26 protein-coding genes and 1 tRNA gene are annotated in these 22,257 nt (G+C 44.8%); 13 read left to right on the forward strand and 14 right to left on the reverse strand.

The features are described from left to right. The first annotated feature begins 1 nt into the window (after position 1). From BST85_RS01885 to BST85_RS01905, 5 genes are read left to right on the forward strand one after another with little or no spacing between them, the layout of a single operon-like run. Positions 2 to 1,102, forward strand: a complete 1,101-nt coding sequence (locus tag BST85_RS01885) for a BT_3928 family protein (RefSeq protein ID WP_104811712.1) — start codon at positions 2 to 4, stop codon at positions 1,100 to 1,102. 3 nt (positions 1,103 to 1,105) lie between these two features. Next, positions 1,106 to 2,179 (forward strand): ABC transporter permease, encoded by a 1,074-nt coding sequence (locus BST85_RS01890; RefSeq protein ID WP_104811713.1) that lies wholly within the window; start codon positions 1,106 to 1,108, stop codon positions 2,177 to 2,179. Positions 2,180 to 2,183: 4 nt separating this feature from the next. Then, a complete protein-coding gene (gene tpiA / locus BST85_RS01895) occupies positions 2,184 to 2,930 on the forward strand; it encodes a triose-phosphate isomerase (protein ID WP_104811714.1) in 747 nt (248 codons plus the stop codon). Positions 2,931 to 2,932: 2 nt separating this feature from the next. Then, positions 2,933 to 3,775, forward strand: coding sequence for a 50S ribosomal protein L11 methyltransferase (gene prmA, locus BST85_RS01900; RefSeq protein ID WP_104811715.1), 843 nt, complete (start codon positions 2,933 to 2,935; stop codon positions 3,773 to 3,775). A 15-nt stretch (positions 3,776 to 3,790) separates the two neighbouring features. After that, positions 3,791 to 4,066, forward strand: coding sequence for an ATP-dependent Clp protease adaptor ClpS (locus tag BST85_RS01905; protein WP_104813860.1), 276 nt, complete (start codon positions 3,791 to 3,793; stop codon positions 4,064 to 4,066). On the opposite strand, the gene BST85_RS01910 is transcribed toward BST85_RS01905, so the two are convergent. From BST85_RS01910 to BST85_RS01945, 8 genes are all read right to left on the reverse strand, one after another. Continuing rightward, positions 4,063 to 5,241: an MFS transporter gene (locus BST85_RS01910; RefSeq protein ID WP_104811716.1), complete on the reverse strand. Its 1,179-nt coding sequence runs from the start codon at positions 5,239 to 5,241 to the stop codon at positions 4,063 to 4,065. The genes BST85_RS01905 and BST85_RS01910 overlap by 4 nt on opposite strands. Beyond that, entirely contained in the window at positions 5,241 to 5,702 is a 462-nt protein-coding gene (locus BST85_RS01915) for a hypothetical protein (RefSeq protein WP_104811717.1), read from the reverse strand. Before BST85_RS01915 ends, BST85_RS01910 begins: the two co-directional genes overlap by 1 nt. A 77-nt stretch (positions 5,703 to 5,779) precedes the next feature. After that, positions 5,780 to 5,923, reverse strand: coding sequence for a hypothetical protein (locus BST85_RS14295; protein ID WP_181039936.1), 144 nt, complete (start codon positions 5,921 to 5,923; stop codon positions 5,780 to 5,782). A gap of 115 nt (positions 5,924 to 6,038) precedes the next feature. Beyond that, positions 6,039 to 6,473, reverse strand: coding sequence for an outer membrane insertion C- signal (locus BST85_RS01925; RefSeq protein WP_104811719.1), 435 nt, complete (start codon positions 6,471 to 6,473; stop codon positions 6,039 to 6,041). 14 nt (positions 6,474 to 6,487) lie between these two features. Further along, the gene (locus BST85_RS01930) at positions 6,488 to 6,721 is read right to left on the reverse strand and encodes a DUF6327 family protein (RefSeq protein WP_104811720.1); all 234 of its coding nucleotides are present in this window, start codon (positions 6,719 to 6,721) and stop codon (positions 6,488 to 6,490) included. Next, positions 6,718 to 7,068: a hypothetical protein gene (locus BST85_RS01935; protein WP_104811721.1), complete on the reverse strand. Its 351-nt coding sequence runs from the start codon at positions 7,066 to 7,068 to the stop codon at positions 6,718 to 6,720. The genes BST85_RS01930 and BST85_RS01935 overlap by 4 nt, the downstream gene beginning before the upstream one ends. Before the next feature lie 3 nt (positions 7,069 to 7,071). Then, positions 7,072 to 7,395: a hypothetical protein gene (locus BST85_RS01940; RefSeq protein ID WP_104813861.1), complete on the reverse strand. Its 324-nt coding sequence runs from the start codon at positions 7,393 to 7,395 to the stop codon at positions 7,072 to 7,074. A gap of 127 nt (positions 7,396 to 7,522) precedes the next feature. Next, positions 7,523 to 8,113 carry a TetR/AcrR family transcriptional regulator gene (locus tag BST85_RS01945; protein WP_104811722.1) on the reverse strand — a complete coding sequence of 197 codons (591 nt, stop codon included), beginning with the start codon at positions 8,111 to 8,113 and terminating at the stop codon, positions 7,523 to 7,525. A 19-nt stretch (positions 8,114 to 8,132) separates the two neighbouring features. Here BST85_RS01945 and BST85_RS01950 point away from each other — a divergent pair, with 19 nt between their 5' ends. Next, positions 8,133 to 8,576 (forward strand): cupin domain-containing protein, encoded by a 444-nt coding sequence (locus tag BST85_RS01950; RefSeq protein WP_104811723.1) that lies wholly within the window; start codon positions 8,133 to 8,135, stop codon positions 8,574 to 8,576. A gap of 195 nt (positions 8,577 to 8,771) precedes the next feature. Here the strand turns inward: BST85_RS01950 and BST85_RS01955 are convergent, their stop codons facing one another. The 3 genes from BST85_RS01955 to BST85_RS01970 all read right to left on the reverse strand — a co-directional run bounded on the left by BST85_RS01955 (position 8,772) and on the right by BST85_RS01970 (position 10,716). After that, complete coding sequence (locus tag BST85_RS01955) at positions 8,772 to 9,221, reverse strand: hypothetical protein (RefSeq protein WP_219842109.1); 450 nt, start codon at positions 9,219 to 9,221, stop codon at positions 8,772 to 8,774. Positions 9,222 to 9,249: 28 nt separating this feature from the next. After that, complete coding sequence (locus tag BST85_RS01960) at positions 9,250 to 9,855, reverse strand: hypothetical protein (RefSeq protein ID WP_104811724.1); 606 nt, start codon at positions 9,853 to 9,855, stop codon at positions 9,250 to 9,252. 787 nt (positions 9,856 to 10,642) lie between these two features. Then, positions 10,643 to 10,716, reverse strand: a tRNA-Arg gene (locus BST85_RS01970). Positions 10,717 to 10,783: 67 nt separating this feature from the next. Between BST85_RS01970 and BST85_RS01975 the strand changes: the two genes are divergently transcribed. Then, positions 10,784 to 11,299: an adenine phosphoribosyltransferase gene (locus tag BST85_RS01975; RefSeq protein ID WP_104811726.1), complete on the forward strand. Its 516-nt coding sequence runs from the start codon at positions 10,784 to 10,786 to the stop codon at positions 11,297 to 11,299. 211 nt (positions 11,300 to 11,510) lie between these two features. Here the strand turns inward: BST85_RS01975 and BST85_RS01980 are convergent, their stop codons facing one another. After that, the gene (locus BST85_RS01980; RefSeq protein ID WP_104811727.1) at positions 11,511 to 13,391 is read right to left on the reverse strand and encodes a M56 family metallopeptidase; all 1,881 of its coding nucleotides are present in this window, start codon (positions 13,389 to 13,391) and stop codon (positions 11,511 to 11,513) included. A 2-nt stretch (positions 13,392 to 13,393) separates the two neighbouring features. After that, the gene (locus BST85_RS01985; RefSeq protein WP_104813863.1) at positions 13,394 to 13,750 is read right to left on the reverse strand and encodes a BlaI/MecI/CopY family transcriptional regulator; all 357 of its coding nucleotides are present in this window, start codon (positions 13,748 to 13,750) and stop codon (positions 13,394 to 13,396) included. Positions 13,751 to 13,924: 174 nt separating this feature from the next. On the opposite strand from BST85_RS01985, the gene BST85_RS01990 reads away from it, so the two are divergent. Continuing rightward, a complete protein-coding gene (locus tag BST85_RS01990; RefSeq protein WP_104813864.1) occupies positions 13,925 to 14,872 on the forward strand; it encodes a calcium/sodium antiporter in 948 nt (315 codons plus the stop codon). 48 nt (positions 14,873 to 14,920) lie between these two features. Here the strand turns inward: BST85_RS01990 and BST85_RS01995 are convergent, their stop codons facing one another. Further along, entirely contained in the window at positions 14,921 to 15,940 is a 1,020-nt protein-coding gene (locus BST85_RS01995; RefSeq protein WP_104811728.1) for a glutamine synthetase beta-grasp domain-containing protein, read from the reverse strand. Positions 15,941 to 16,126: 186 nt separating this feature from the next. On the opposite strand from BST85_RS01995, the gene BST85_RS02000 reads away from it, so the two are divergent. The 5 genes from BST85_RS02000 (at position 16,127) to BST85_RS02025 (ending at position 22,257) form a co-directional block, all read left to right on the forward strand. Next, positions 16,127 to 18,313, forward strand: coding sequence for a glutamine synthetase III family protein (locus tag BST85_RS02000; RefSeq protein ID WP_104811729.1), 2,187 nt, complete (start codon positions 16,127 to 16,129; stop codon positions 18,311 to 18,313). Between the two features lie 558 nt (positions 18,314 to 18,871). Continuing rightward, positions 18,872 to 20,482, forward strand: coding sequence for a hypothetical protein (locus BST85_RS02010; RefSeq protein ID WP_104811731.1), 1,611 nt, complete (start codon positions 18,872 to 18,874; stop codon positions 20,480 to 20,482). A 100-nt stretch (positions 20,483 to 20,582) separates the two neighbouring features. Then, the gene (locus BST85_RS02015) at positions 20,583 to 21,098 is read left to right on the forward strand and encodes a hypothetical protein (RefSeq protein WP_146090622.1); all 516 of its coding nucleotides are present in this window, start codon (positions 20,583 to 20,585) and stop codon (positions 21,096 to 21,098) included. A gap of 11 nt (positions 21,099 to 21,109) precedes the next feature. Next, positions 21,110 to 21,868 (forward strand): CsgE family curli-type amyloid fiber assembly protein, encoded by a 759-nt coding sequence (locus BST85_RS02020; protein ID WP_104811733.1) that lies wholly within the window; start codon positions 21,110 to 21,112, stop codon positions 21,866 to 21,868. Continuing rightward, the gene (locus BST85_RS02025; RefSeq protein WP_104811734.1) at positions 21,868 to 22,257 is read left to right on the forward strand and encodes a curli assembly protein CsgF; all 390 of its coding nucleotides are present in this window, start codon (positions 21,868 to 21,870) and stop codon (positions 22,255 to 22,257) included. The genes BST85_RS02020 and BST85_RS02025 overlap by 1 nt, the downstream gene beginning before the upstream one ends.

Genomic DNA, 22,257 nt, shown 5'->3' on the forward strand with positions numbered 1-22,257 from the left:
TATGAGAATAGCCGTGGGAATTTGTCGCATCGTGGTTGGCGTACTTTTTATCATCAGTGGTCTGATCAAACTAAACGATCCGGTAGGCTTCTCCTTTAAGTTAGAGGAGTATTTCTCGGCCGAAGTCCTGAATATGGAATGGCTTATTCCCTACGCCCTTTTATTGGCGGTCATCGTGGTCATCGCCGAGGTGATGCTGGGGGTTATGATCGTTCTTGGATATGCCGTTAGACTGACCCTGTGGAGCCTGTTGTTAATGATCGTATTCTTCACTTTCTTGACCTTTTACTCCGCGTATTTCAACAAAGTGACGGATTGCGGGTGCTTTGGAGATGCCCTGAAACTGACACCTTGGGAATCTTTCTGGAAAGATGTGATCCTGTTGGCCTTGATCCTGTTCCTGATATATGGCAGGAAGTATATTCAACCATTCTTTACGGTGAACATCCGCAGCATACTGGTCTTTGCATCCCTTGTTGGTTGCCTGGGATTAGCCTATCATGTTTTGGAGCACTTGCCTGTGGTCGATTTTCGTCCATACAAGATCGGAGCCAATATTCCGGAAGGTATGTCAATCCCTCCCGGTGCACCAGAACCCGTGTTTGAATATCGTTGGCTTTTTACTCAAAATGGGGAGGAAGAGACGGTGGTGACCAATGGTGATTACCCGTCCCATCCGGGCGAACTACTGGAGGTGAAAACCAAAGAGATACAAGCCGGTTACGAACCTCCCATCCACGATTTTTCCATGGAACGAAATGGGGAGGATCATACGGAGCAATTGATGCAGGTTCCGCGCATGCTAGTCATCATAGCCTATAACTTGGAGAACACCGAAATGGAGGGTTATTATGGGGTTCGACAGCTGGTCCAGCAGGCCAGATCAAAAGGGGTAAGAGTGATTGGAATGTCTGCTTCCAGTCAGGATGAGACCACGGCCTTTAGCCAGCAAAATTCCTTAGAACTGGACTTTTATTTTTGCGATCAAACTACCTTGAAGACCATTGTTCGCAGCAACCCGGGAATCCTGGAGATAAGAAATGGGACCATTACTCAAAAGCTGCACTGGAACGACGCGGCCAAATTTCAATTAGAACCGTAGATCGTGCTGGGTTATTTTCTGAAAAAGACGGCCTATGCCTTGTTGACACTCTTCGGTGTTGTAACTGTCATCTTTCTGCTCTTTACTCTCCTGCCAGGCGATCCCGCGCGCATGATGTTAGGGCAGAATGAGAACGAAGAGCAACTCGCAGTTGTCAAGAAGAAATATGGGTTTGACCAACCGATACATAAGCAATATGCCTATTACCTGAATGATCTGGCCCCGCTCTCGTTTCATAGTGTGGACTCGGATGATTACACCTACTTCGATGAAAACAAGTATACGGGTATAGTGTTTGGTCAGATCGGAAATACTGATATTGCGGTTAAAACACCTTATTTGCGGGAGTCCTTTCAGAAGAACGGCAAGGCTGTGACTCAGGTGATCGCTGAGACCTTACCAAATACGGTGATATTAGCCGTTTCCGCCATCAGTATTGCATTAATCCTTGGAATTTTGATGGGGATAGTCTCGGTCATCTTCAAGGACGGCTGGATAGATCGTTCCATACAGCTGATCAGCACCTTGGGCATGAGTGTTCCGTCCTTTTTCAGCGCCATTGTATTTGCCTGGATCTTTGGGTATTTGCTGCAGGAATACACCCACTTGAATATGACTGGCTCTTGGTACGAAGTTGATGATTTTGGCCGGGGTACTTATGTTTCCTGGAAGAACCTTATTTTGCCGGCCATTGTTCTAGGAATTCGCCCTTTGGCTGTGGTCAGTCAGTTAATGCGGAATTCACTGCTGGAAGTATTGGGTCAGGATTATATCCGGACAGCCCGGGCGAAGGGATTGAAGTTTATTACCATTATCCGTAAACACGCCTTGAAAAATGCGCTCAATCCGGTGGTAACGGCCGTTTCTGGTTGGTTTGCATCCATGTTGGCGGGAGCGGTATTCGTAGAATATATCTTTGGTTGGAACGGATTGGGAAAAGAGATAGTGGATGCCTTGAATACCTTGGATCTTCCGATAATCATGGGAGCAGTCCTGGTGATAGCCACCCTCTTTATTTTGATTAATATATTTGTTGATCTGATCTATGGATGGTTAGATCCGAAAATTAGAAACTAAGTTTATGAGAAAGAAAATTGTTGCAGGAAATTGGAAAATGAATAATGACCTTCAGGAAACCCGATCTTTATTAGAGGCCTTAACTTCTGAAGATCTCCCATCTGAAGTAGAGGTGATGGTTGCCCCTTCATTTACAAACTTAAATGAAGCTGTTGGGTTAACTGATAAGACTGCAATAGTGGTTGCCGCTCAAAACATGCATCAATCCGATAAAGGAGCCTTTACTGGCGAAGTTTCAGCCGGCATGCTGAAAAGCATTGGTGTGGAAACGGTGATCATCGGACACAGCGAGCGTCGAGCTTATTTTGGAGAGTCGGATCGTATTCTGGCCGAGAAAGTTCGGGCGGCATTGGTTAACGGTATGCGCGTAATCTTTTGCTTCGGAGAAACCTTGGCGGACCGCAAGCACGGAGAACATTTTGAAACCGTTAAAACCCAATTGACACGGGGCCTTTTTCAGATCGAGCCGGGGCAATGGAAGCAGATCGTACTGGCCTACGAACCTGTATGGGCCATTGGAACTGGTGAGACTGCTTCTCCCCAGCAGGCGCAGGAAATGCACGCTTATATCAGGGAAACAATAGCCGATGCCTTCAATGGAGAGATTGCCGAGAGCGTTTCCATACTTTACGGGGGTAGTGTAAAACCCGGAAATGCATCAGAGATCTTCGGTCAAATTGACGTGGATGGAGGCCTCATTGGAGGAGCATCTCTTAAGGCAGAAGACTTCTTGGCCATTATCAATGCCTGATCGTGGCCGTTCCCTATGTAGAGATCGATCTTATAATTGAACCGGTAGAACCGGGACGAGAGATTTTATTGGCTCATTTGGGTCAATACGGTTTTGAGAGTTTTAAGGATACCGAAAGGGGTCTGCTGGCTTATATCCCGGAGTCCGACCTACAAGTTGGATGGACTGATACCATAGCGATACTCGAAACCCTCAACTTCCGGGTAAGTTACCGACAAAAGCGAATCGAACCGGAGAATTGGAACGCACAATGGGAGTCCAATTTCGAACCCATAGTGGTAGATGATCTTTGCCAGGTCCGGGCTCCGTTTCACACTTCTGACGACTTACCCTATGAAATTCTCATTGAACCAAAAATGTCCTTTGGGACAGGGCACCATGAGACCACCCATATGATGCTTTCTTTTATTTTGGAAAATGACTTCGACGGAAAACGGGTCTTGGATATGGGGTGCGGAACTTCTGTCTTAGGCATATTAGCTGCCATGAGAGGAGCTTCGGCAGTCATTGGGGTGGATATCGATCCCTGGTGTGTAGAGAACTCCCAGGAAAATATTGAAGCCAATCAGATCAATGAAATGAAGGCCCTCCAAGGCGGTGCCGATGTGTTGTCCGATCTCGGATATTTTGATAGTATCCTGGCCAATATCAACCGCAATATTTTGTTATCAGACATGGAGCAATATCTGCGTGTACTGAGAAGGCCACATGGCCAGTTATTTCTCAGCGGATTTTACCTTCAGGATTTGGACGTATTAAAAAAGGCGTGCAACAAGCACGATATGGAATTCATTGAGCATAAGGAGCGCAACAATTGGGTTGCGGCTAAATTTGTATTTTTATAGGAAGGCGTTATGTGGATAAGCACCAAAGAACGGACGGAAGAGGAGTTACTGCTGGAAGAGGAAACTGTCCAGGAGAATGAATTGGTATTGTACAACGATGATGTCAACACCTTCGATCACGTCATTGAAACCTTAATAGCCACCTGCGATCACACTCCGGAACAGGCCGAACAATGCTCTTTGATTGTTCACTTTAAAGGCAAGTGCACGGTGAAGACCGGGCCTTTTGATGATCTGAAACCCCGCTGTACCAAATTGCACCAGGCAGGCCTCAGCGCGGAAATTCATTAAGATCCCATTCTGCGCAGACACCAAAGGCCTAGTATAGGGCCCGCCACCAAGGGAAATAACCAAAACTCGAAACTCCATCGAATACTTATCCAGTTGATCAGTTGAATACTGACAATGGTCAGAGCGAAACCTATTCCGTTGACCAGGGTTAGGGCAGTACCTTTTAGATCCGGGTTGGCATTTTTGGCCACCAGGCTGGAGAACATAGGAGAGTCTGGAATGACTGCCACACCCCAGAATATTAAGAGTATCAATGCAGGCCAAAGCGCAGATAGCCCAAAGATCAAGGGAGACAATAAACAACAAAGTCCTGAAAGACTCAGGGCTATAAAGGCCATTTTTCTAATGCCATATCGAGGTGATCCCAGTCCGGCCAGAACGCATCCTATACTCCCGATAGCGATAATTCCAAAACTCCAGAGAGAGGGATTAGGCAGACTGGTTTCTGTAGATCGAGCCATGTGGAGCATAACTACAGGGGCGAAGGTCCAAAAAGCGTAAAGCTCCCACATATGTCCGAAGTATCCAAAGGCGGCATATTTGAATTCCGACTGCTTGAACAGCGCAAACATAGCCCTGGGACGAAAACCCCTTCCGGCTTGGCGGTGAGGGCCGTCACCAACAAATATCAATACGACTAGTCCTCCCAGGGCCGCGATAAGGCTAATACTCCAGATTACGTTCCTGAAGTCGGGATTCCAATTCACACCCTCGACCAAGTGTGGGAAGGCCGTGCCTAGTACAAGGGCACCCACAAGGAATCCCAGGGAGCGCCCCAAGTTTTTATCAAAATGATCTGCGGCGATCTTCATGCCCACTGGGTAGATACCTGCTAGAAAGAAGCCCGTTAAAAATCGGAACGCCAAAAGAGACTCCAATGTATTGTCCACCCAATTCAATCCCAGATTGGCCATCGCGCCAAGCAAAGCTGAAACAAAGAATACCCTGCTGGGTGAGAACCGATCTGAAAAGGAGTACCAGGCGAAGATCAGTGTCCCGCCGATAAAGCCTAGCTGAACCGTCGAGGTCAGGTGGCCAAGGGCCGTCTCGCTGAGACCGTAGGCCTCCGAAATAGGACCGATAACCGCGTTGCTGGCAAACCAAAGTGAGGTGCAGCAAAACTGGGCAAGGACGATGGTCCATAAAACGGCCGGAGAGGCGGGCTTGAATTTCATTATTGCTGTATTAGTTCCAGATCAACTACTTTGAATTCACTACCATAATTGCTCAACCAAACTTTGCTTTTCATCCGGCCATCTTTATCCAATCTGAGAAGAAAAGTCAGTTCTTTCTCGGGAATGGGATCGTTGGGAAATAATTTGTTCACAGAAGCGGTAAACTCCAACTCTGCCGGTCGAATTCGCGATCCCGATTTGATCTTTATGATTGAGACTGCGGTAAGTTGAGACTGACCAAACTGACCCCTGACGGAGTCTTCTTGGATCTGCAAGTGCAGCTCGGCCTCACCCATGTAATAGAGATATCGCCAAGGACGAGGTTCCCATCTCAAGGTTATCTCCTGGGGAGTGCTTTTCCAATTTCCTTTAAATGTACCTAAGTTGGTAGACCGGCTACAACTCAATAATAAGATGGCGATTAGGCATATACCTAATCCATATGGTCGATTGAACAGCATGACACGACAAAAATAGCATTATCGTCTCAGCCTTTCACCAAGGACGAATAGAGAATCCAACCGATAAGCTATCTATCTTAGCAGAAGGTTAGATCTACCTCCTCCAGGGGATCAAATCGCTTCAGAAAGCTTCCTTTTTCATTGGTGTCAATTGCTGAATGAGTTCTTTTGAACTGGCTGAAGAACGATCTGATGGACGAAAGGAAATTCAACTGTTTCATGGTGACTTGTTTTAACACAATTACAATACCTATTGCAACTGTATCAAATGTAGACCGCTTACCACAAAAAAAGGCCGACACAGCGTGTCGGCCTGATCAATATCATATCCAAAAATTATTTTCCAAAAATCCAACGGGCATTAAGTCCGAATCCACCCCATTCGAAATCGGTGTCCTCAACAATCCAAAAGGTTGGTCGGTAATCCAGTCCGATGGCAATTGGTACACTGTTAAAGCGGTACTCCAGTCCGATCTCACCACTGGCTCCTAAGTAAAAATCATCGTCTCCTACGTTCATGGATGGCCCTACACCGGCGTACCAATAAAAGGACTCACCGCTAATTTGTCGGAAGATGAAATCCCATAGTACGTCAACGCCCACCCCGTTGTTACCAAAGGAGGCATTGGCGTGGATCCTACTTGCGGAAGTGTTGAATACGGCATCAATGGCCACGTTGTTTCTGGCGACCTCCCCAAAACGGACCCCAACTTCTTGGGCTGTCGCGGTAAGGCCAAACATAAAAATGAGCAGAATGAGTAATTTTTTCATAATAGGTAGATGTATTAAGATTTTTTCTGAATTAAATGTACGATACTTTTAAGTGCTTTTTTGGTAATGAGCCCTAAAAGGACCTTTCGAAACCAATCCGTGGTTTGGACTACCAAATTGTCCGGGCTCAATTGATCCTTGGTCTTATTCACAGTAAACCGGATGGATTCCGCTGCGATCTGCCTTTTTAGGCGAATCATGGCCAACTCCTTCTCTATCTCCTCGAAGGATTCGTAGTGTTTTTTCATTCCTGTTCGAAAAAGAGGGTCGAAAAACGACCGATGATCCTTTTATTTAAGCTGTTGCGCAGTACATAGAGTATAAGACCTAAGACCGCATATCCTCCCGCAACTAACAAGTACCCCGCTATTACATTGTCCAGATACTCTCCCAGATAAACCGCCAATCCGATGGAAAGCAATAAAAAGATGATGCTGCCCAATAGGCCCAGTATAATGAACTGAATGGAACCAACCACCATTTTCATCAGTACCTGAAATATTTTTAGTTGGATGTAGGCCTCGGTCTGTTCCAGGTACTCCTGGGTGTCCTGTTGGATTTGATCGGTGGATTCCTTGACGTCTTCGAATGCCATGATCTACTTTTGGAATTGGGCGTTCTTTTCTTTTAACTCGGCCAGCTTAGCTTCTAAGGCGACAATGAGATCATCTGCCTTATAACTCAAATTGGAGACCACCTGGTCCAGGGTATCCTTAATTTCCTCCTTCATCGAAGGTTTATTCTCTTCAGTCTGACTCGTGTCTTCATCATCATTGCCTTGGAGTCGCGATTTAATCTTATCGAACCCCCAATCTTTGTCAGAGTTAGCCAGGTAGATACCCAGTCCCACCCCGATCAATGCCCCCGCTATAAGGGCTAGAGCAGTATGAGTGGATTCTTTATGATCAGATTGGGAAGTCATAAGGGTCTTAAGTCTGGAATCTAAATTAATAGAATTCCCAGAATTGGGCAAAGGCAAAGTAATGCCCATTTCTAAGTTGATGCTTTCTAGATCAAATACCGGTATTTGCGGTCTTCTGGTGGGATCTTTATTTCTGAATGCCCTTTAGGATCATTTCGAGTCCCCAGGATAAGGCTTCTAGTGAGTCTTGATCATTGAGCCCACAGACATCCTTGGTCACAATGATGGGTTCAATTCCCATAAGCACTGTAGCTACCACTATCAATTTGGCCCGCTCTTCTGCAGAAATTCCAAGATTGAGTTTGGTAAGGGCAAGTTCCAAAGTTTGATGTCTGCGTGCGCCTCTGACACGACCTTCAGGTGGTTGGGTTATCACCACGCTCAGATATTTTCTAAAGACGGATTCATTGGTGATCGCGAGGTCATGGAAGTATTGTTGAATTTCTAAAGTAACTCCCGAGTTGTGATTAGCTTTTACGGATTCAAGAACTTCTTCCGGAGAATTGGTCGTCAGATCAAGGGCTGCTTCCAGTGAAAGCGCCTCAGCGCTGGAGAAGTAACGATAAACAGTCGCCCTAGACATACCGCTGCATTCAGCTACATCCTCTAAGGTAAAACTGCCTTTTGAATTCAATAGATCCTGGGCTCCGGACAAGATGCGTTGACGAGTCTTTTGTTTTTGGTTGCGACGTCCAGCGTTGATATAGTCTTTGTTCATGAGACTAATATCTCATAAAATGAAACAATCAATCACACATTGGGTACTTGGGCACAAAGTAACCCCTTATGACACAACAGGAAATTACGATCTGATGATGGCCGAAACTCCACCTCATGTTCCCGGTCCTCCACCGCATTCACACCACCATATGGAAGAGTCTTTTCTTATTCTGGAAGGTGAAATGGAATTTATCATCAATGGTGCGATCAGAACGGTGACTGCCGGCCAATCAGTAGACCTTCCGCCCAATACCATGCACACCTTCAGCAATAAGACTGATAAACCTTGTAAGTGGATCAATATCCATAGTCCAAAGGGTTTCAGGGACTTCTTTGAGACACTTGGTATCCCGGAAGGGGAGCAAGACGCTCAGTCCAGATCTGTTTCCCAGGAGATCATTCAACAGGTTATCCAGACCGCCGCTGATTACGATATGCATATTCCGCCACCGCCGGGATAGTCCTGACATACTTTACCTTATTACAGTGATGTTCATGAGGTTCTTTGCTTTTAGACTTTTCACATCAAAAAAATTGAAGAGCGGCGATTGAGCTGCTCTTCAATTTTTCAGGTAATTAATTATTGTTTGAAAGTACTTATATTTTAAACATTTACAAGTCTTCAACTTTTCCACCCAATGGTTATTTCTATTGAATTAACCTCCAAATCGCCATCTTGCATTTAATCCGAATCCACCCCATTCGAAGTCTGTGTTTTCCACAATCCAGAAGGTAGGCCTGTAATCTAAACCTAAGGTTATTGGTACACCCGTAAACAAATATTCGATACCTATCTCACCGCTCACGCCCAAATAGAAAGCACTATCTCCAAAATTGGCCGAGGGGCCAGCACCCAGGTACCAATTGAATGCCTCGCCACCAAGGTTTTTGTAAACAAAATCCCAAAGGGCGTCCACACCAACTCCGTTGTTACCAAAAGAAAGATTTGCATGTACTCTACTTGAACTTGTGTTAAACACGGCATCAACTGCTACGTTATTTCGGGCTACTTCACCGAAGCGAATTCCTACTTCTTGGGCATTTAATTCTGCGGTCAACATAATTAGGACCAACAGAATGCCTTTAGATAATAATCTTTGATTCATTTTATTGTGATTTAAATTAGTTAACTTTTTAATCTCCATCATAGTCTAGCAGGAGCCAATGCCCTCCATTTACTTCAGTCGTATATACCAATAATGCAGAACTCCATTTTAGTTTGTCCTCTTTGGTATAAATGTAGATGCGGTCCGAGGGTGGGTTAATGTTCGACTCCTCAAATTTCATGTCTTTGTCAGAGTTATTCACGATACGAATTCGTTTACCTTCCGTACCATTCTGAATTCCCTTTATTTTCAACTCACCCCCTCCTGTGCGTTCAATTATAAAGGTTGAAGTATCTGAATTCGCTCCATCTAAGTCCAAGTCCCAGTTGTTTTTTGTATTGAAGTTTGTTTCAATTTTCGTCACTTTTTCCCGGTCTGATGAATTGTTCTCCACGACAATCTGGCCATTTTTCACGTGAAGATCTGGACTTTCAAGTTCGAACAGTTCACCCAAATCTGACGCAACTATCATTTTCAGGTTGCCTGCTAGGCCATTGGAAGGAACAGCCAAACTTCTTATGCGTGCAGTACCGTTTACATCGAGCATGCTGGTCGGCGTAGTTGTATTAACCCCTACTTGAGCATTTAAATTTGTGATAATCAGTGCTACTAAAATTCGTAATGAGCTTTTCATTTTTTTTTTATTTCTGTCTGAGAGTAAAGGAAATAAGAAAATGACCTCAAGTCTTTTTCAAACGATGAAAAACCATAAAGTATCGATAGAATGTTTTTTACTATCGATTAATCGCTTCTTCAATCTGATGTATTTCAGGGTGATGTCTATTCAGTTGAGTTTCGATGGCCTGAAGAAGGAATGGTTGCCGCTCCGCAGCCTAATATTGGAAGTTGATTTAGTGTATAGGGCCCAGGAATTATGTAGGTTATTTATTCGTACCGGACTCAGCAGACAGGATTCTTTGCTTCGCAAAGTTCCTGACATGACTTCGACTTGAGGATCAAAAAGTCTTTAGGGTGACTAACGTAATCTCTTAAGCTCTCTTCTGCAAGTAAGAAACCGGACGGAGTGTTTTCGAAGAAAAACTAATGTCCGGTGGACATTAGTTAGCGAGGAGCCAGCTGGTGCGCTGGCAAGGGTTATGTCTCAGGATTACTCGCTTCGCTCGTGATCCTTTGAGCTCTCTTCTGCAAGTAAGAAACCGGACGGAGTGTTTTCGAAGAAAAACTAATGTCCGGTGGACATTAGTTAGCGAGGAGCCAGCTGGTGCGCTGGCAAGGGTTATGTCTCAGGATTACTCACTTCGCTCGTGATCCTTTGAGCTCTCTTCTGCAAGTAAGAAACCACAAACGGCAGCCATTGGCTGCCGTTTTTGATTTTTCCGTTTACTTCCAAACTCGAACAAGTTCGGTTTGTTCGTAAACGAAAAAACCACAGCCAAAATGCTGTGGTTTCTTACTTGATGTGACCTCGGCAGGATTCAAACCTGCAACCTTCTGAGCCGTAATCAGATGCGCTATTCAGTTGCGCCACGAGGCCGTTTTAATTGTGGGGGCAAATATATTTCTTTTTAACTTTATGGACAAGCATTCTGATAAAAACACCTATGGACCTGACCTCACATATACGTACCATTCCTCATTTTCCCAAACGCGGGATCGCCTTTAGAGATATTACTCCATTACTCATGGATCCTGCTGCTAGTGATCATTGTCTGCAAATGTTGCTGGAAAGGGCTGCTGATCTCAAAATAGATAAAGTGGTTGCCATCGAGTCACGAGGGTTCTTTTTTGGTTCCATGATGGCTAACAAATTGAATGCAGGATTTGTTCCCATCCGTAAACCTGGCAAACTTCCTTATGCCATAGAGAAGGAATTCTATGAGCTGGAGTATGGAGCGGACTCGGTAGAGATCCATAAAGATGGGATCAACAAGGGAGAACGTATCCTGTTACATGACGATGTGTTGGCAACCGGCGGTACGGCCAAAGCTGCCTGCAACCTGATCCAGCGTTTAGGCGGGGAGATCGTGCAGTGCAATTTCATTATGGAATTGGTAGAATTGAATGGCCGTGAGAAACTGAATGGTTTTCCGGTAGAAAGCCTGCTCAGTTATCCCTAATCCAGGGAATTTTTAGTTACCCACAAGCGATAGGCGAAGAGTATCAACTACCACTTAGATGCTTTGCTAAGATCTATGCGCTGTTTTGAGAAACTAGGTAGAACTGCCTTATTTAGTTTGGCAAGAGCGCGAAAAAGTTGTTTCTGCATGAGACCAAAATACAAATAAAAAAACCTCCCGTTTTGGGAGGTTTATCTACAGAATCGGTTGTTTAATAACCGATCCGCGTCCTTTTGATTGGCTGACCATTTGATTTAATGGAGGTCTGGCTTTCCTCCCCGTTTTTCTTTACGGTGTACTTCAGGCTGATGATCTCACCTGCATCATTGCGCTTAACTCTCTTGTAGTTAAACTCCACACCGTGACGAGCGAGTTCTTGCTTGTACCTGGCTAATTCTTCGTCAGTCGTGTCCTTATCGATGGTGACTCCACCTCGGCTTGAGTATCCGGCTATTGCGTAAGACTGGTCTTTGGTACGGGCTATAGCTCTGCTCTTTGCCATGGCCACTCGGGCACGGTTCTGATCTTCCAAGCGTCTGGCTAACTCCTCTTCTCTTGCCGCCAAGCGCTCTTTCATTTCCATCTCGCGCTCTGCCATCATGGCTTCACGCTCTTTTGCCCGTGCATAGCCTCTGGCTTCGGCAGCCGCTGCTCGTTCTTCATATCGTTTTTGCATTTCCAATGCTCGTCTGTAAGATCCTTCCGATGAACCAATGGCTATTCCATTGTCTGAAATACTGATAATGATTTCAGAAATGGGTTCGTCTCCATTAATGTTGTAATTGCTATTGGCATTGTCGCTAGATATCGACAGACTAATCCCGGTTAGTTCGCCCTGGTCGTTGTAATCCAGTTTATCGTAGTCCAGGTTGATCCCTTGCTCCTTCAAATACATTTGTTTTTCCTTGAGTTGAGCCTCCGATGTATTCTTATCGATGCGAACAATGACCTTGCTTATTTGAGTAGGATAACCAGTGGCAAGAATAGGGTCTGAAACTATGGTCTCACTGCTAACTTTAGCCACTGGATAAGAATTGTAAGTTGTGGCTAATTTGGCAGGGCTATCATCGGACGCTATGGTCTCGGCGACCGCCGGATAAGTTGCCGTGGTGGTGGCTAATTTTGCCTGGACATCTGAATCCGCACCTGGAATAGTCGAAGTGAGACCGGCCTCCGCAGGAGGGTATCCCTGGCCTACGGTAACAGGATCTGAAGGAATAACCTGAATTTCCTCCTGTACGTTAAAGCTCCATAGGAATACCGCCAGGGCAGGTAGGATCAAAGCGGCCTTCAGGAAATTGCGTTGTTTAGAATCGGGTTTGTTTAACATGAGTATTCGTTTTTTGATGAATGATTGATAAAAGGAATTGATCAGCATTGGGCTAAACGAGCTTGATGAGGCTCTTACCAATGCCAATTGATATTGTTTGATCGACTGAACACGCTGCGCCGTATCGTGATCGGCCAGGAACTCTAGGTTCTCCTCCAGGCTTTTTCGGTAAAGCCAGGTCAGTGGATTCCACCACTGCACGATGATCAGCAGATTGGATAGTAAAAGGTCAATGGAGTGCAGCTGCCGCACGTGAGCCTGTTCGTGAGCAAGTACCATCTGAAGTTCCTCTGCCTTGTGCATTTCCGGGTTGAAGACTATGAGCCGGAAAAAGGAAAAAGGTTTGATCTCCCTGTCAACCTTTACATATGTAAACCCTTGTCGCTTAAATCGAGGTCGGCGGTGAATTAGTCTGAACAGGCTCCAGAGATGAAACCCAAAACGCAGGCTTAGTGCAAGTACACCGACTAAGTAGACATAGAATAGTATATCGTTCCAGGGTAGGGAAGTGGAGACCTCAGTGAGGGCTGTGGTTTCCGTCGCAATAGGAATGAAATCCCCTGCGGAATTTGCCGGATCCGCTTGTACATAGGTTACCCTGGTCCATTTAAGTAGGGGGAATAAGACGGCAACTAACATCCCCGAAAGCAGGAAATGACGATTTCCCTTAAAAAGAGTTTCTCCTCTCAGTAAGAAGATGTAGATGAGGTAGAACAAACTCAGTACCCCAGCCGATTTGATCAAATACACTATCCACTCCATACCTACTTCTTTTTTTCGATCAGTTCCAATATCTCACGCAGCTCATCGGCACTGATGTCTTCTTCCTTGGCAAAAAAGGAGACCATGCTTTTGTAGCTATTGTCAAAGTATCTTTTTAGGGCGACCTTCATGAATTTACGGGTGTATTCTTCTTTACTCACGACTGGGAAATACTGATGGGTCTTGCCGTAGGCCTGGTGACCAACAAACCCTTTTTCTTCAAGATTTCTAACCACTGTTGATACTGTATTGTAGTGATTCTCCTCCGGAAGCTTGGATAGGATGTCCTTTACAAAACCGCGTTCCAGGGCCCACAGGGCCTGCATGATCTCTTCTTCTTTGTTCGTTAATCGCTCCATATTGAATACTTGATAGATCAAACCTAAAACTATTTTTCTAGTTATCCAACTATAAATGCAGTTATATAACTTAAAATTTAGTTAATTATTGCAATTGACCGATGTCATTTGCAGGGTAGGGGTCGATCAAATGCTTCGAATTCTTGCTATCTTCGTTCCCTCACAGCTATTATGATTCCGGTACTATTTATAATTATAGGTCTTGCCCTTCTGGTCTTGGGAGGTGAGTTCCTTGTGCGAGCCTCAGTGGCTCTGTCCTTCAAGCTGAAATTATCTAAAATGGTCATTGGTCTGACCATTGTTTCCTTTGCTACATCAGCACCGGAGTTACTGGTCAGCGTGAATGCTGCACTCGATGGATTGAGCGATATCTCCCTGGGCAATGTGATCGGGTCCAATATTGCCAATATCGGACTTGTATTGGGAGTTACGGCATTAATATCGGCCTTGATGATCGATCGTGATTTTTACAAGCTGAATTGGCCGGTCATGATGGTACTTTCTGTAGTCCTCTATATTTTACTGTATACCGGCCGAGTGATCTCCAGATGGGAGGGACTCTTTTTATTTACCCTCTTGGTCAGTTATCTGTGGATGCTATTGGCCCGAGCCGCAAAACAAAAGAAAAAGCAGGCTTTTGAGGAGGTGGATGACGCTCTGGCCAAGGTATCTCCCTGGCGCGTTCTGATCTGGTTACTCATTGGTGGGGTTTCTCTTTGGGGAGGAAGTGAACTGTTGGTTAACGGAGCTATTGATCTTGCTACCCGCATGGGTGTGAGCGAACGCGTAATAGCCGTCACCATGATCGCGGTTGGAACAAGTATACCTGAGTTGGCGGCCTCCGTTATTGCGGCTATTAAAAGAGAGAAAGCTATCTCCCTAGGGAATTTGATAGGGTCCAACATCTTTAATATTGCTTCCGTGCTTGGAATTACCGCCATGATCCAACCCATCACCTTAAAGGATGACCAGGTGTTGACCAATGATATCTTCTGGATGATCGGTTTTGCGGCTATCTTGTTACCCATGGCCTTCCTGCCGGTCAAGTTCCAGATAGGACGAGGGAAGGGGTCTATTCTTTTCCTGGCTTATTTGACCTTTGTTCTACTGGCTTTCTTATAAAAAAAGAGCGCCCAAAAAAAGGCGCTCTCTTACCAACATCACTTAAACTTAACTCACTAGCACTTCGGCAGACTTAACGGTCTTGATGATGCGCCCAGCAATTTTGTATGGATCACCGTTCGATGCAGGACGACGGTCTTCCAACCAGCCTTTCCAGCCTTTTTCTACAGTGATAATCGGAATACGGATGGATGCTCCACGGTCTGAGATTCCGTAACTGAAATCATTGATGGAGGCCGTTTCATGCAATCCTGTCAATCGTTGGTCATTAAATTCTCCGTACACCTCGATATGTTCTTTGGTTACCGGACGGAATGCCTCGCAGATCTGCATATAGATTTCCTTGGATCCGCACTCGCGTAATAAGGAGTTGGAGAAGTTGGCGTGCATTCCACTACCGTTCCAATCTCCCTTAACAGGTTTTGGGTGGTATTCGATATAGTAACCGTATTTTTCGGTCAATCGGTCCAACAGATATCTGGCAACCCAGATCTCGTCACCTGCTTTTTTGGCGCCTTTGGCAAACAATTGAAATTCCCATTGTCCACTGGCCACTTCCTGGTTGATTCCTTCAAAGTTGAGGCCTGCTGCGATACATAGATCAGCGTGTTCCTCAACGAAATCACGACCGTGAGTGTTTCTTCCACCTACTGAACAATAATACATTCCTTGAGGTCCTGGATATCCCCCAATTGGGAAACCTAGTGGCAACTGAGTATCCTTATCCATGATGAAGTACTCTTGTTCGAAACCAAACCAAAAGTCGTTGTCATCGTCATCGATAGTTGCACGAGCATTAGACTCATGCGGTGTTCCATCCGAGTTTAGTACTTCGGTCATCACCAGATATCCATTATCCCGTGCAGGGTCAGGATAGATGGCAACCGGTTTCAACAGACAATCCGAAGAGTTCCCTTCCGCTTGTTTCGTTGATGACCCATCAAATGACCAGATCGGACAATCCTCCAGTTTACCACTAAAATTATCTTCGACCTTGGTCTTACTTCTCATGTTTTGTGTGGGCTTGTACCCATCCAGCCAGATATACTCGAGCTTTGATTTACTCATAACCGTGAAAATAAATGTTTTAGACCGTGCAAATATAAATACTACCTAAACAATACGCCTGTTTTTTTAGGGGTAAATTGTTAACATTATTAAATTATTGTCAATAACCCCCATTTTTTTGGGGTGCTATTGATGAAATCTCAAAATTTAACAAGGAATGGACTATCTTTGGGCAAACTTCCTAAGATGTCAACCCTACGTTTTTACGCCCTTCGGGATGCAGTCAACAGACAGCCGATAGAGACCCACGAAAGTACTCGCAGGTCCGATCAATTCAGAAAGCAGGTATTCGATCTTGACAAGATGACTCGGCATTTGACGCAAGATGCCGTTCAGGCAACTGAGAATGCCATAGTAAAAGGAAAGAAGATCGACCGGGCCATAGCCGATCAAATTGCGGTTGCTATGAAAGAATGGGCCATAGGTTTGGGCGCTACTCATTATACGCACTGGTTTCAGCCTTTGACAGGATCGACAGCAGAAAAGCACGACGCTTTCTTCGATATTAACTCCAGAGGTGATTCGTTGGAACGATTTGAAGGAGGGCAGCTGGTCCAACAGGAACCTGATGCTTCAAGTTTTCCTCATGGCGGGATTAGAAATACCTTCGAAGCCAGGGGGTACACTGCCTGGGATCCAAGTTCCCCGGCCTTTATCTATGGAACAACCCTTTGTATTCCTACCATCTTTGTCAGTTATACGGGGGAGGCCCTGGATCACAAAACGCCCTTGCTTAGAGCATTGCAGGCTGTTGATCAGGCCGCGACCGATGTAGCTCGTTATTTCGATAAGAATGTGAGCAAGGTAAATGCTACCCTGGGATGGGAACAGGAATACTTCCTTATAGATAAGGCTCTCGCCGCTTCTCGCCCCGATATTATGATGGCTGGCAGAACTTTATTGGGGCATGCCTCGGCAAAGGGTCAACAATTGGACGATCATTACTTTGGGAGCATACCGACACGTGTCCTTAATTATATGAAGGACTTGGAGTCCGAATGTATGTTGTTGGGTATACCGGTCAAGACCAGGCACAATGAGGTTGCGCCAAATCAATTTGAACTGGCCCCCATCTTTGAAGAAGCTAACCTTGCCGTAGATCATAATTCGCTCATCATGGATGTGATGGATAAGGTGGCAGACCGGCATCACTTTAAGGTATTATTCCACGAGAAACCTTTTAAAGGGATCAATGGAAGTGGAAAACACAACAATTGGTCCTTGGCTACCGATACGGGAATCAACCTGCTTAGTCCCGGAACCACTCCGATGAAAAATTTACAGTTCCTGACCTTTTTTGTCAATACGATCATGGCAGTTAATCGCTATGAAGAATTGATCCGGGCATCGGTGGCTTCGGCCGGGAATGATCACCGACTGGGCGCCAACGAAGCCCCACCGGCCATCATTTCCGTTTTCATAGGCTCTCAGCTGACCGAAGTCCTGAACGAACTGGAAAAGGTGACTGAAGGGAAACTATCGCCCAAAGAGAAAACAGACCTCAAACTGAATGTGGTCGGTAAGATCCCGGAGATTCTCCTGGACAACACCGATCGCAACCGCACCTCTCCTTTCGCCTTTACAGGAAATAAATTTGAATTAAGGGCAGTAGGATCGAGCGCAAATTGTGCTTTGCCTATGACGGTGCTCAATGCGATTGTAGCCAGGCAGCTGATCGATTTTAAAAAGGAGGTGGACCAGCTGATCGACCAACAAGGATTGAAGAAAGATGATGCTATCTTCAATGTGTTGAGGGAATACATTACGGCGTCGAAAAGAATTCGCTTTGAGGGAGATGGATATGGTGATCCTTGGAGAGAGGAGGCGGCAAAACGCAAATTGAGTAATCATGTCTCTACTCCGGATGCACTAATGGCTTCAACATCCACGGCGGCCATCGACTTGTACGAAGGACTGCATATACTCAACCAGGTAGAATTAAAAGCCCGGCAGGAGATCCAATTCGAGGAATATGCCCTTCGCCTGCAAATAGAGGGACGTGTATTGGGTGATGTAGCCCGTAATCATGTGATTCCAACAGCCGTTCAGTATCAGAATGTGTTGATCGAGAACGTTGAGGGTCTGAAATCTATCTTTCCCGATAGCTATGAGGAAATAGGAGCCCAGCAGATCAAGTTGATTCGATCCATTAGCGGGCATATTGCTAAAATACACTCCAATATCGACGAAATGGTCGAAGAGCGGAAACAGGCCAATGGACTTGACGATGGTTTTTCCAGGGCAACTGCCTATTGTAGGAATGTAAGGCCTTTGTTGGTTGATATCCGTTATCATTGTGATAAACTCGAATTACTGGTGGACGATGAAATCTGGCCTTTAACGAAATACCGCGAACTGCTCTTTACCAAGTAGGCTTTTGAAAGACAGAATATTAGCTAATTTTTAGGGTCAGAATTTACTGCGAAAACGTTTTCGAGAAATTTCTTACTTTAACATAAAATTAACACAAATTTAACAAAATGCAGTTCGTCGAATTTTTGGTATTTGGACGGATATTTTGGTCGACATATCGTCAGAATTAAATGCTGTTAACAAGTAAATTCCTACAACTTGTTTGTCAGAGTTTTACTACGTGTTTATACCTATTGTTTCCTACAAAATTTTTTCCAACCTTTGAGTTGTAAACGAATGCTGATAGGTGGAGATAGTCAAGAACCACACCTATATAAGAGAAATCATCATTCTTACAAAATTCGCCCCCAGAATCCGACCCTTTTTTTAATCACGCTAGTGGTATTTGTTAACAGTTTGTGTAGGAAGAACGAACTGATTGAGAGGAAAATGAATTTCAAATTGTTAACAACTAACTCTGTAAAACTCATTAGAGCTTATGGTTAATACCATAAATTTAATGTGCAGATTTGATTTGTTTTTTAACTTTTTTTATTAACCTTTTTTAACCTTACAATTATGAAAAGAATGTTGTTAAGCGCGGCGGCCCTTATGACCGGCGCGCTAATGTTCGGACAATTTAACGGCAGTGCTGTCTTGCAGCTAGGTGTCGGGAATGGCTCGAACGTAAATCAAGTGGGTGCAGTCAATGGATCCCTGGTTACGCAAATCGGAGCCTTTAATGGTTCTGACGTGGACCAGTTTGGTACTGGAAACGGATCTCAAGTAGGTCAGTTTGGAATCGCCAACGGTTCTCAAGTGCTTCAAATCGGAGGCTTTAACGGTTCTTCCGTTAATCAGTTTGGTATTGAGAACGGATCCTTCGTTTATCAAGATGGTGGTTTCAATGGTTCTGACGTTGATCAAGTAGGTCGTCGTAACGGATCTTTTGTATACCAAGACGGAGGTTTCAATGGTTCTGATGTATACCAATTAGGACGTCGTAACGGATCAGCTGTTGTACAACTAGGTTCCTTCAACGGATCAGATGTAAATCAGTTTGGTCGTCGTAACGGACAGTACACTATCCAACAAGGTTCCTTCAACGGATCCTATGTTGAGCAGTGGGGACGTCGTAACGGATCTATCGTAAATCAGGACGGGAGCTTTAACGGATCTTATGTAGGTCAGTTTGGTCGTGCTAACGGATCTCGCGTAGAGCAAGATGGAACTGGCAACGGTTCTGCTGTTATCCAGATCGGACGTCGTAACGGTTCGGAAGTTATCCAGGATGGATCATCGAATGGATCTTTGGTATACCAACAAGGACGCGCTAACGGATCTTACGTATACCAGGAAGGAACTGCTAACGGTTCTTTAGTTGTTCAACTAGGACGTCGTAACGGATCTTTTGTGTACCAAGATGGTGACTATAATGGATCTGATGTTTACCAAGAAGGACGCGCTAATGGATCAGCTGTTGTACAACTAGGTGACTACAACGGATCTGATGTTAACCAATTCGGTCGTCGTAACGGACAGTACACTATCCAACAAGGAACTTACAATGGTTCTTACGTTCTTCAAATTGGACGTCGTAATGGATCTATCGTTAACCAGGATGGTGACTTTAACGGTTCTTATGTAGGTCAAGGTGGGAGAGCTAATGGTTCTCGCGTAGAGCAAGATGGTCTTGCCAACGGATCTTTCGTAGGTCAACTAGGCCGTCGTAACGGATCAGAAGTTGAGCAAACTGGTGAAACTAACGGATCTCTGGTTCTTCAAGCTGGAATTGAGAATGGTCAGTACACTGGTCAACTAGGTCTTTCTAATGGATCAGCTACATTGCAAGCTGGAGCTGGTAACGGTTCTGCTACTATCCAAATTGGTGCTTTCAACGGAAGCTTGACTGCTCAGTTAGGTGTTGGTAACGGGAGTTTCACTGGTCAACTAGGTGTTGCTAACGGTGCTGCTACTTTCCAAGCTGGAGCTGGAAACGGATCTATTACACTGCAAGCTGGTTTGGCGAACGGAAGTTTAGTTCTTCAGAACGGAACTGCTAACGGTTCTCTTGTTGGACAACTGGGTGCCTTTAACGGTAGCTACGTTCAGCAAACTGGACTGGGTCACGGTAGCTTGGTTCTTCAAGCTGGAATCGGAAACGGTTCTATCGTAACGCAGAGCAACTAGTAATTAGAAGCTCACTGATGTGACTATTATATAGTATAGGGGCTGCGGCCCCTATACTTTTCTAAAGACATCTTAACTAACCCTTTGTAATAAACTAGTCATGAAGAAATTACTAACAACAATGACCGTACTTTCGGTACTGTTCATGGTCGATTTCTCTCAGGCCCAAACCATTGGTCTGGACCAATCCAATAAGACGGCACTTACACCTGTTAGACAACAGACCACCAATAGTCAAGCTGTTCAAAGAACGACAAAGCAGGTATATACAACGCGAAAGGTCAATACAACTGTGCAGCAAGTTGGTAATTACAACCAGGTAAATGTCGATGTTAAGGCATACTCCGGGCAGGTTGGGTTGCATCAATTTGGAAATAAGAACAATATCGCTGTTAATCTTAGCTCATTAGTGCTGCGTGAGAACGTCCTGCAACAAGGGAATAATCACAATTTTGTACACACTAATATGCGAGCTACGCGCTACCAAAGCGCCACTGTCATACAGCGCGGTTCCAACCAGAATTTGATCATGCAAGGACAGAACAGGATGTCCAAAAATATGATAGTCAACATGCGAGGTAGGAATCAAACCGTAATTATTCGTAACTTTCGCTAAATTGAAATGCCTTGTTGCCGCTCCAAACACATAAGGTCATTAGTTGCCTACTGCTATGCTCCACGCTAGCATTTGGCCAGGTATACAATACCGAGGTCGAAGCGAAGATCAATCTTCTAGATAACTCTGAATTCGTTCAGATTGAGGGTTCTGCCATCAATAAGACCCAACTCCCATTTAGTTTAAGATATATCCTTTCCCTGATCGATAATTCAGGTGAAAACCCTGATAAAAAGGACTATTCAGGACGTTTTATCCTAGGTCCAGGTGAGCAGAAAAATTTAGATACTCAGACATTTCCTACAAAAAATCAAGGAAAACTCACAATTCTTTTGTTAATTTACAATCTTGAAGATCAGCTGATCGGAATGGATCGGGTCGTTTTAAATGGGGATGAATCCGATGAAGTTAAACGAATAGTCGTTAACGATAATGCGATCTTTAGTCGTAAGAAGGATGGAGGAGTAAGTATACGCGGAATAACTGTAGAAGATACCAAGACCAAATTTGGAAGGGACTTCTATCGATATTTTGCTGATGAATACCGGGCTAACACTGTTAATGGTCTTCACCCGGTGACTGTCAAAGAGACATTTGCCATTGCAAATACCTCGAAGATTGAATTAATAATAAACAACAATAAACTGCTAGAGTTTATTTTGCCCCCGAAAGACGACGTTATCAGATCGTATGCGGCCGAATCCGTTAGGATGGTGTCCAAGTATTTTCGGGATCAAGAACTCAATGCGAACCAAAAAATACGATACTGATGAAAACCAGAATTTCACTCATAGTACTTTTCTTCTTAGCTGTTGGTTCTTATTCTTATGGACAGCAGTTGGTTTATACTCCCAAGAATCCTGCTTTCGGAGGGGACCCATTTGCGGGTAACTGGTTACTGAGTGTGGCCAATGCACAAAATCCATTTGATGATGACCAACAAGCCGTACCCGGCTTGGAAAATCTCGGAGCATTGGATCAAAGCCTGAATAATCAATTACTTGGTCAACTGGGTGGGGGAGATCTAAACGGATTACAATCCGGGACTTCAGCCGACGGGAATTTCGAATTCGAAGTTTTCGATTCACTGGATGGCCTTGTTGTCAACATACTGGATCTGCTCTCGGGTGAACAGACCCAGATCGTTATTCCTAACTAG

Source organism: Aureitalea marina (genome assembly GCF_002943755.1).
Classification (GTDB): Bacteria; Bacteroidota; Bacteroidia; order Flavobacteriales; family Flavobacteriaceae; genus Aureitalea; species Aureitalea marina.

Excerpts from the sequence above, each read along its gene's own strand:
- BST85_RS01940 (WP_104813861.1), bottom strand. The coding sequence starts at position 7,395 with ATGACTTCCCAATCTGATCATAAAGAATCCACTCATACTGCTCTAGCC.
- BST85_RS14295 (WP_181039936.1), bottom strand. The coding sequence starts at position 5,923 with ATGAAACAGTTGAATTTCCTTTCGTCCATCAGATCGTTCTTCAGCCAG.
- BST85_RS01950 (WP_104811723.1), top strand. The coding sequence starts at position 8,133 with ATGAAACAATCAATCACACATTGGGTACTTGGGCACAAAGTAACCCCT.
- BST85_RS01995 (WP_104811728.1), bottom strand. The coding sequence starts at position 15,940 with ATGAGTAAATCAAAGCTCGAGTATATCTGGCTGGATGGGTACAAGCCC.
- BST85_RS01980 (WP_104811727.1), bottom strand. The coding sequence starts at position 13,391 with ATGGAGTGGATAGTGTATTTGATCAAATCGGCTGGGGTACTGAGTTTG.
- BST85_RS01925 (WP_104811719.1), bottom strand. The coding sequence starts at position 6,473 with ATGAAAAAATTACTCATTCTGCTCATTTTTATGTTTGGCCTTACCGCG.
- BST85_RS02025 (WP_104811734.1), top strand. The coding sequence starts at position 21,868 with ATGAAAACCAGAATTTCACTCATAGTACTTTTCTTCTTAGCTGTTGGT.
- BST85_RS01885 (WP_104811712.1), top strand. The coding sequence starts at position 2 with ATGAGAATAGCCGTGGGAATTTGTCGCATCGTGGTTGGCGTACTTTTT.
- BST85_RS01930 (WP_104811720.1), bottom strand. The coding sequence starts at position 6,721 with ATGAAAAAACACTACGAATCCTTCGAGGAGATAGAGAAGGAGTTGGCC.
- BST85_RS01960 (WP_104811724.1), bottom strand. The coding sequence starts at position 9,855 with ATGAAAAGCTCATTACGAATTTTAGTAGCACTGATTATCACAAATTTA.
- tpiA (WP_104811714.1), top strand. The coding sequence starts at position 2,184 with ATGAGAAAGAAAATTGTTGCAGGAAATTGGAAAATGAATAATGACCTT.
- BST85_RS02010 (WP_104811731.1), top strand. The coding sequence starts at position 18,872 with ATGAAAAGAATGTTGTTAAGCGCGGCGGCCCTTATGACCGGCGCGCTA.
- BST85_RS01935 (WP_104811721.1), bottom strand. The coding sequence starts at position 7,068 with ATGGCATTCGAAGACGTCAAGGAATCCACCGATCAAATCCAACAGGAC.
- BST85_RS01975 (WP_104811726.1), top strand. The coding sequence starts at position 10,784 with ATGGACCTGACCTCACATATACGTACCATTCCTCATTTTCCCAAACGC.
- BST85_RS01945 (WP_104811722.1), bottom strand. The coding sequence starts at position 8,113 with ATGAACAAAGACTATATCAACGCTGGACGTCGCAACCAAAAACAAAAG.
- BST85_RS02015 (WP_146090622.1), top strand. The coding sequence starts at position 20,583 with ATGAAGAAATTACTAACAACAATGACCGTACTTTCGGTACTGTTCATG.
- BST85_RS01915 (WP_104811717.1), bottom strand. The coding sequence starts at position 5,702 with ATGCTGTTCAATCGACCATATGGATTAGGTATATGCCTAATCGCCATC.
- BST85_RS01955 (WP_219842109.1), bottom strand. The coding sequence starts at position 9,221 with ATGAATCAAAGATTATTATCTAAAGGCATTCTGTTGGTCCTAATTATG.
- BST85_RS01985 (WP_104813863.1), bottom strand. The coding sequence starts at position 13,750 with ATGGAGCGATTAACGAACAAAGAAGAAGAGATCATGCAGGCCCTGTGG.
- BST85_RS01910 (WP_104811716.1), bottom strand. The coding sequence starts at position 5,241 with ATGAAATTCAAGCCCGCCTCTCCGGCCGTTTTATGGACCATCGTCCTT.
- BST85_RS02000 (WP_104811729.1), top strand. The coding sequence starts at position 16,127 with ATGTCAACCCTACGTTTTTACGCCCTTCGGGATGCAGTCAACAGACAG.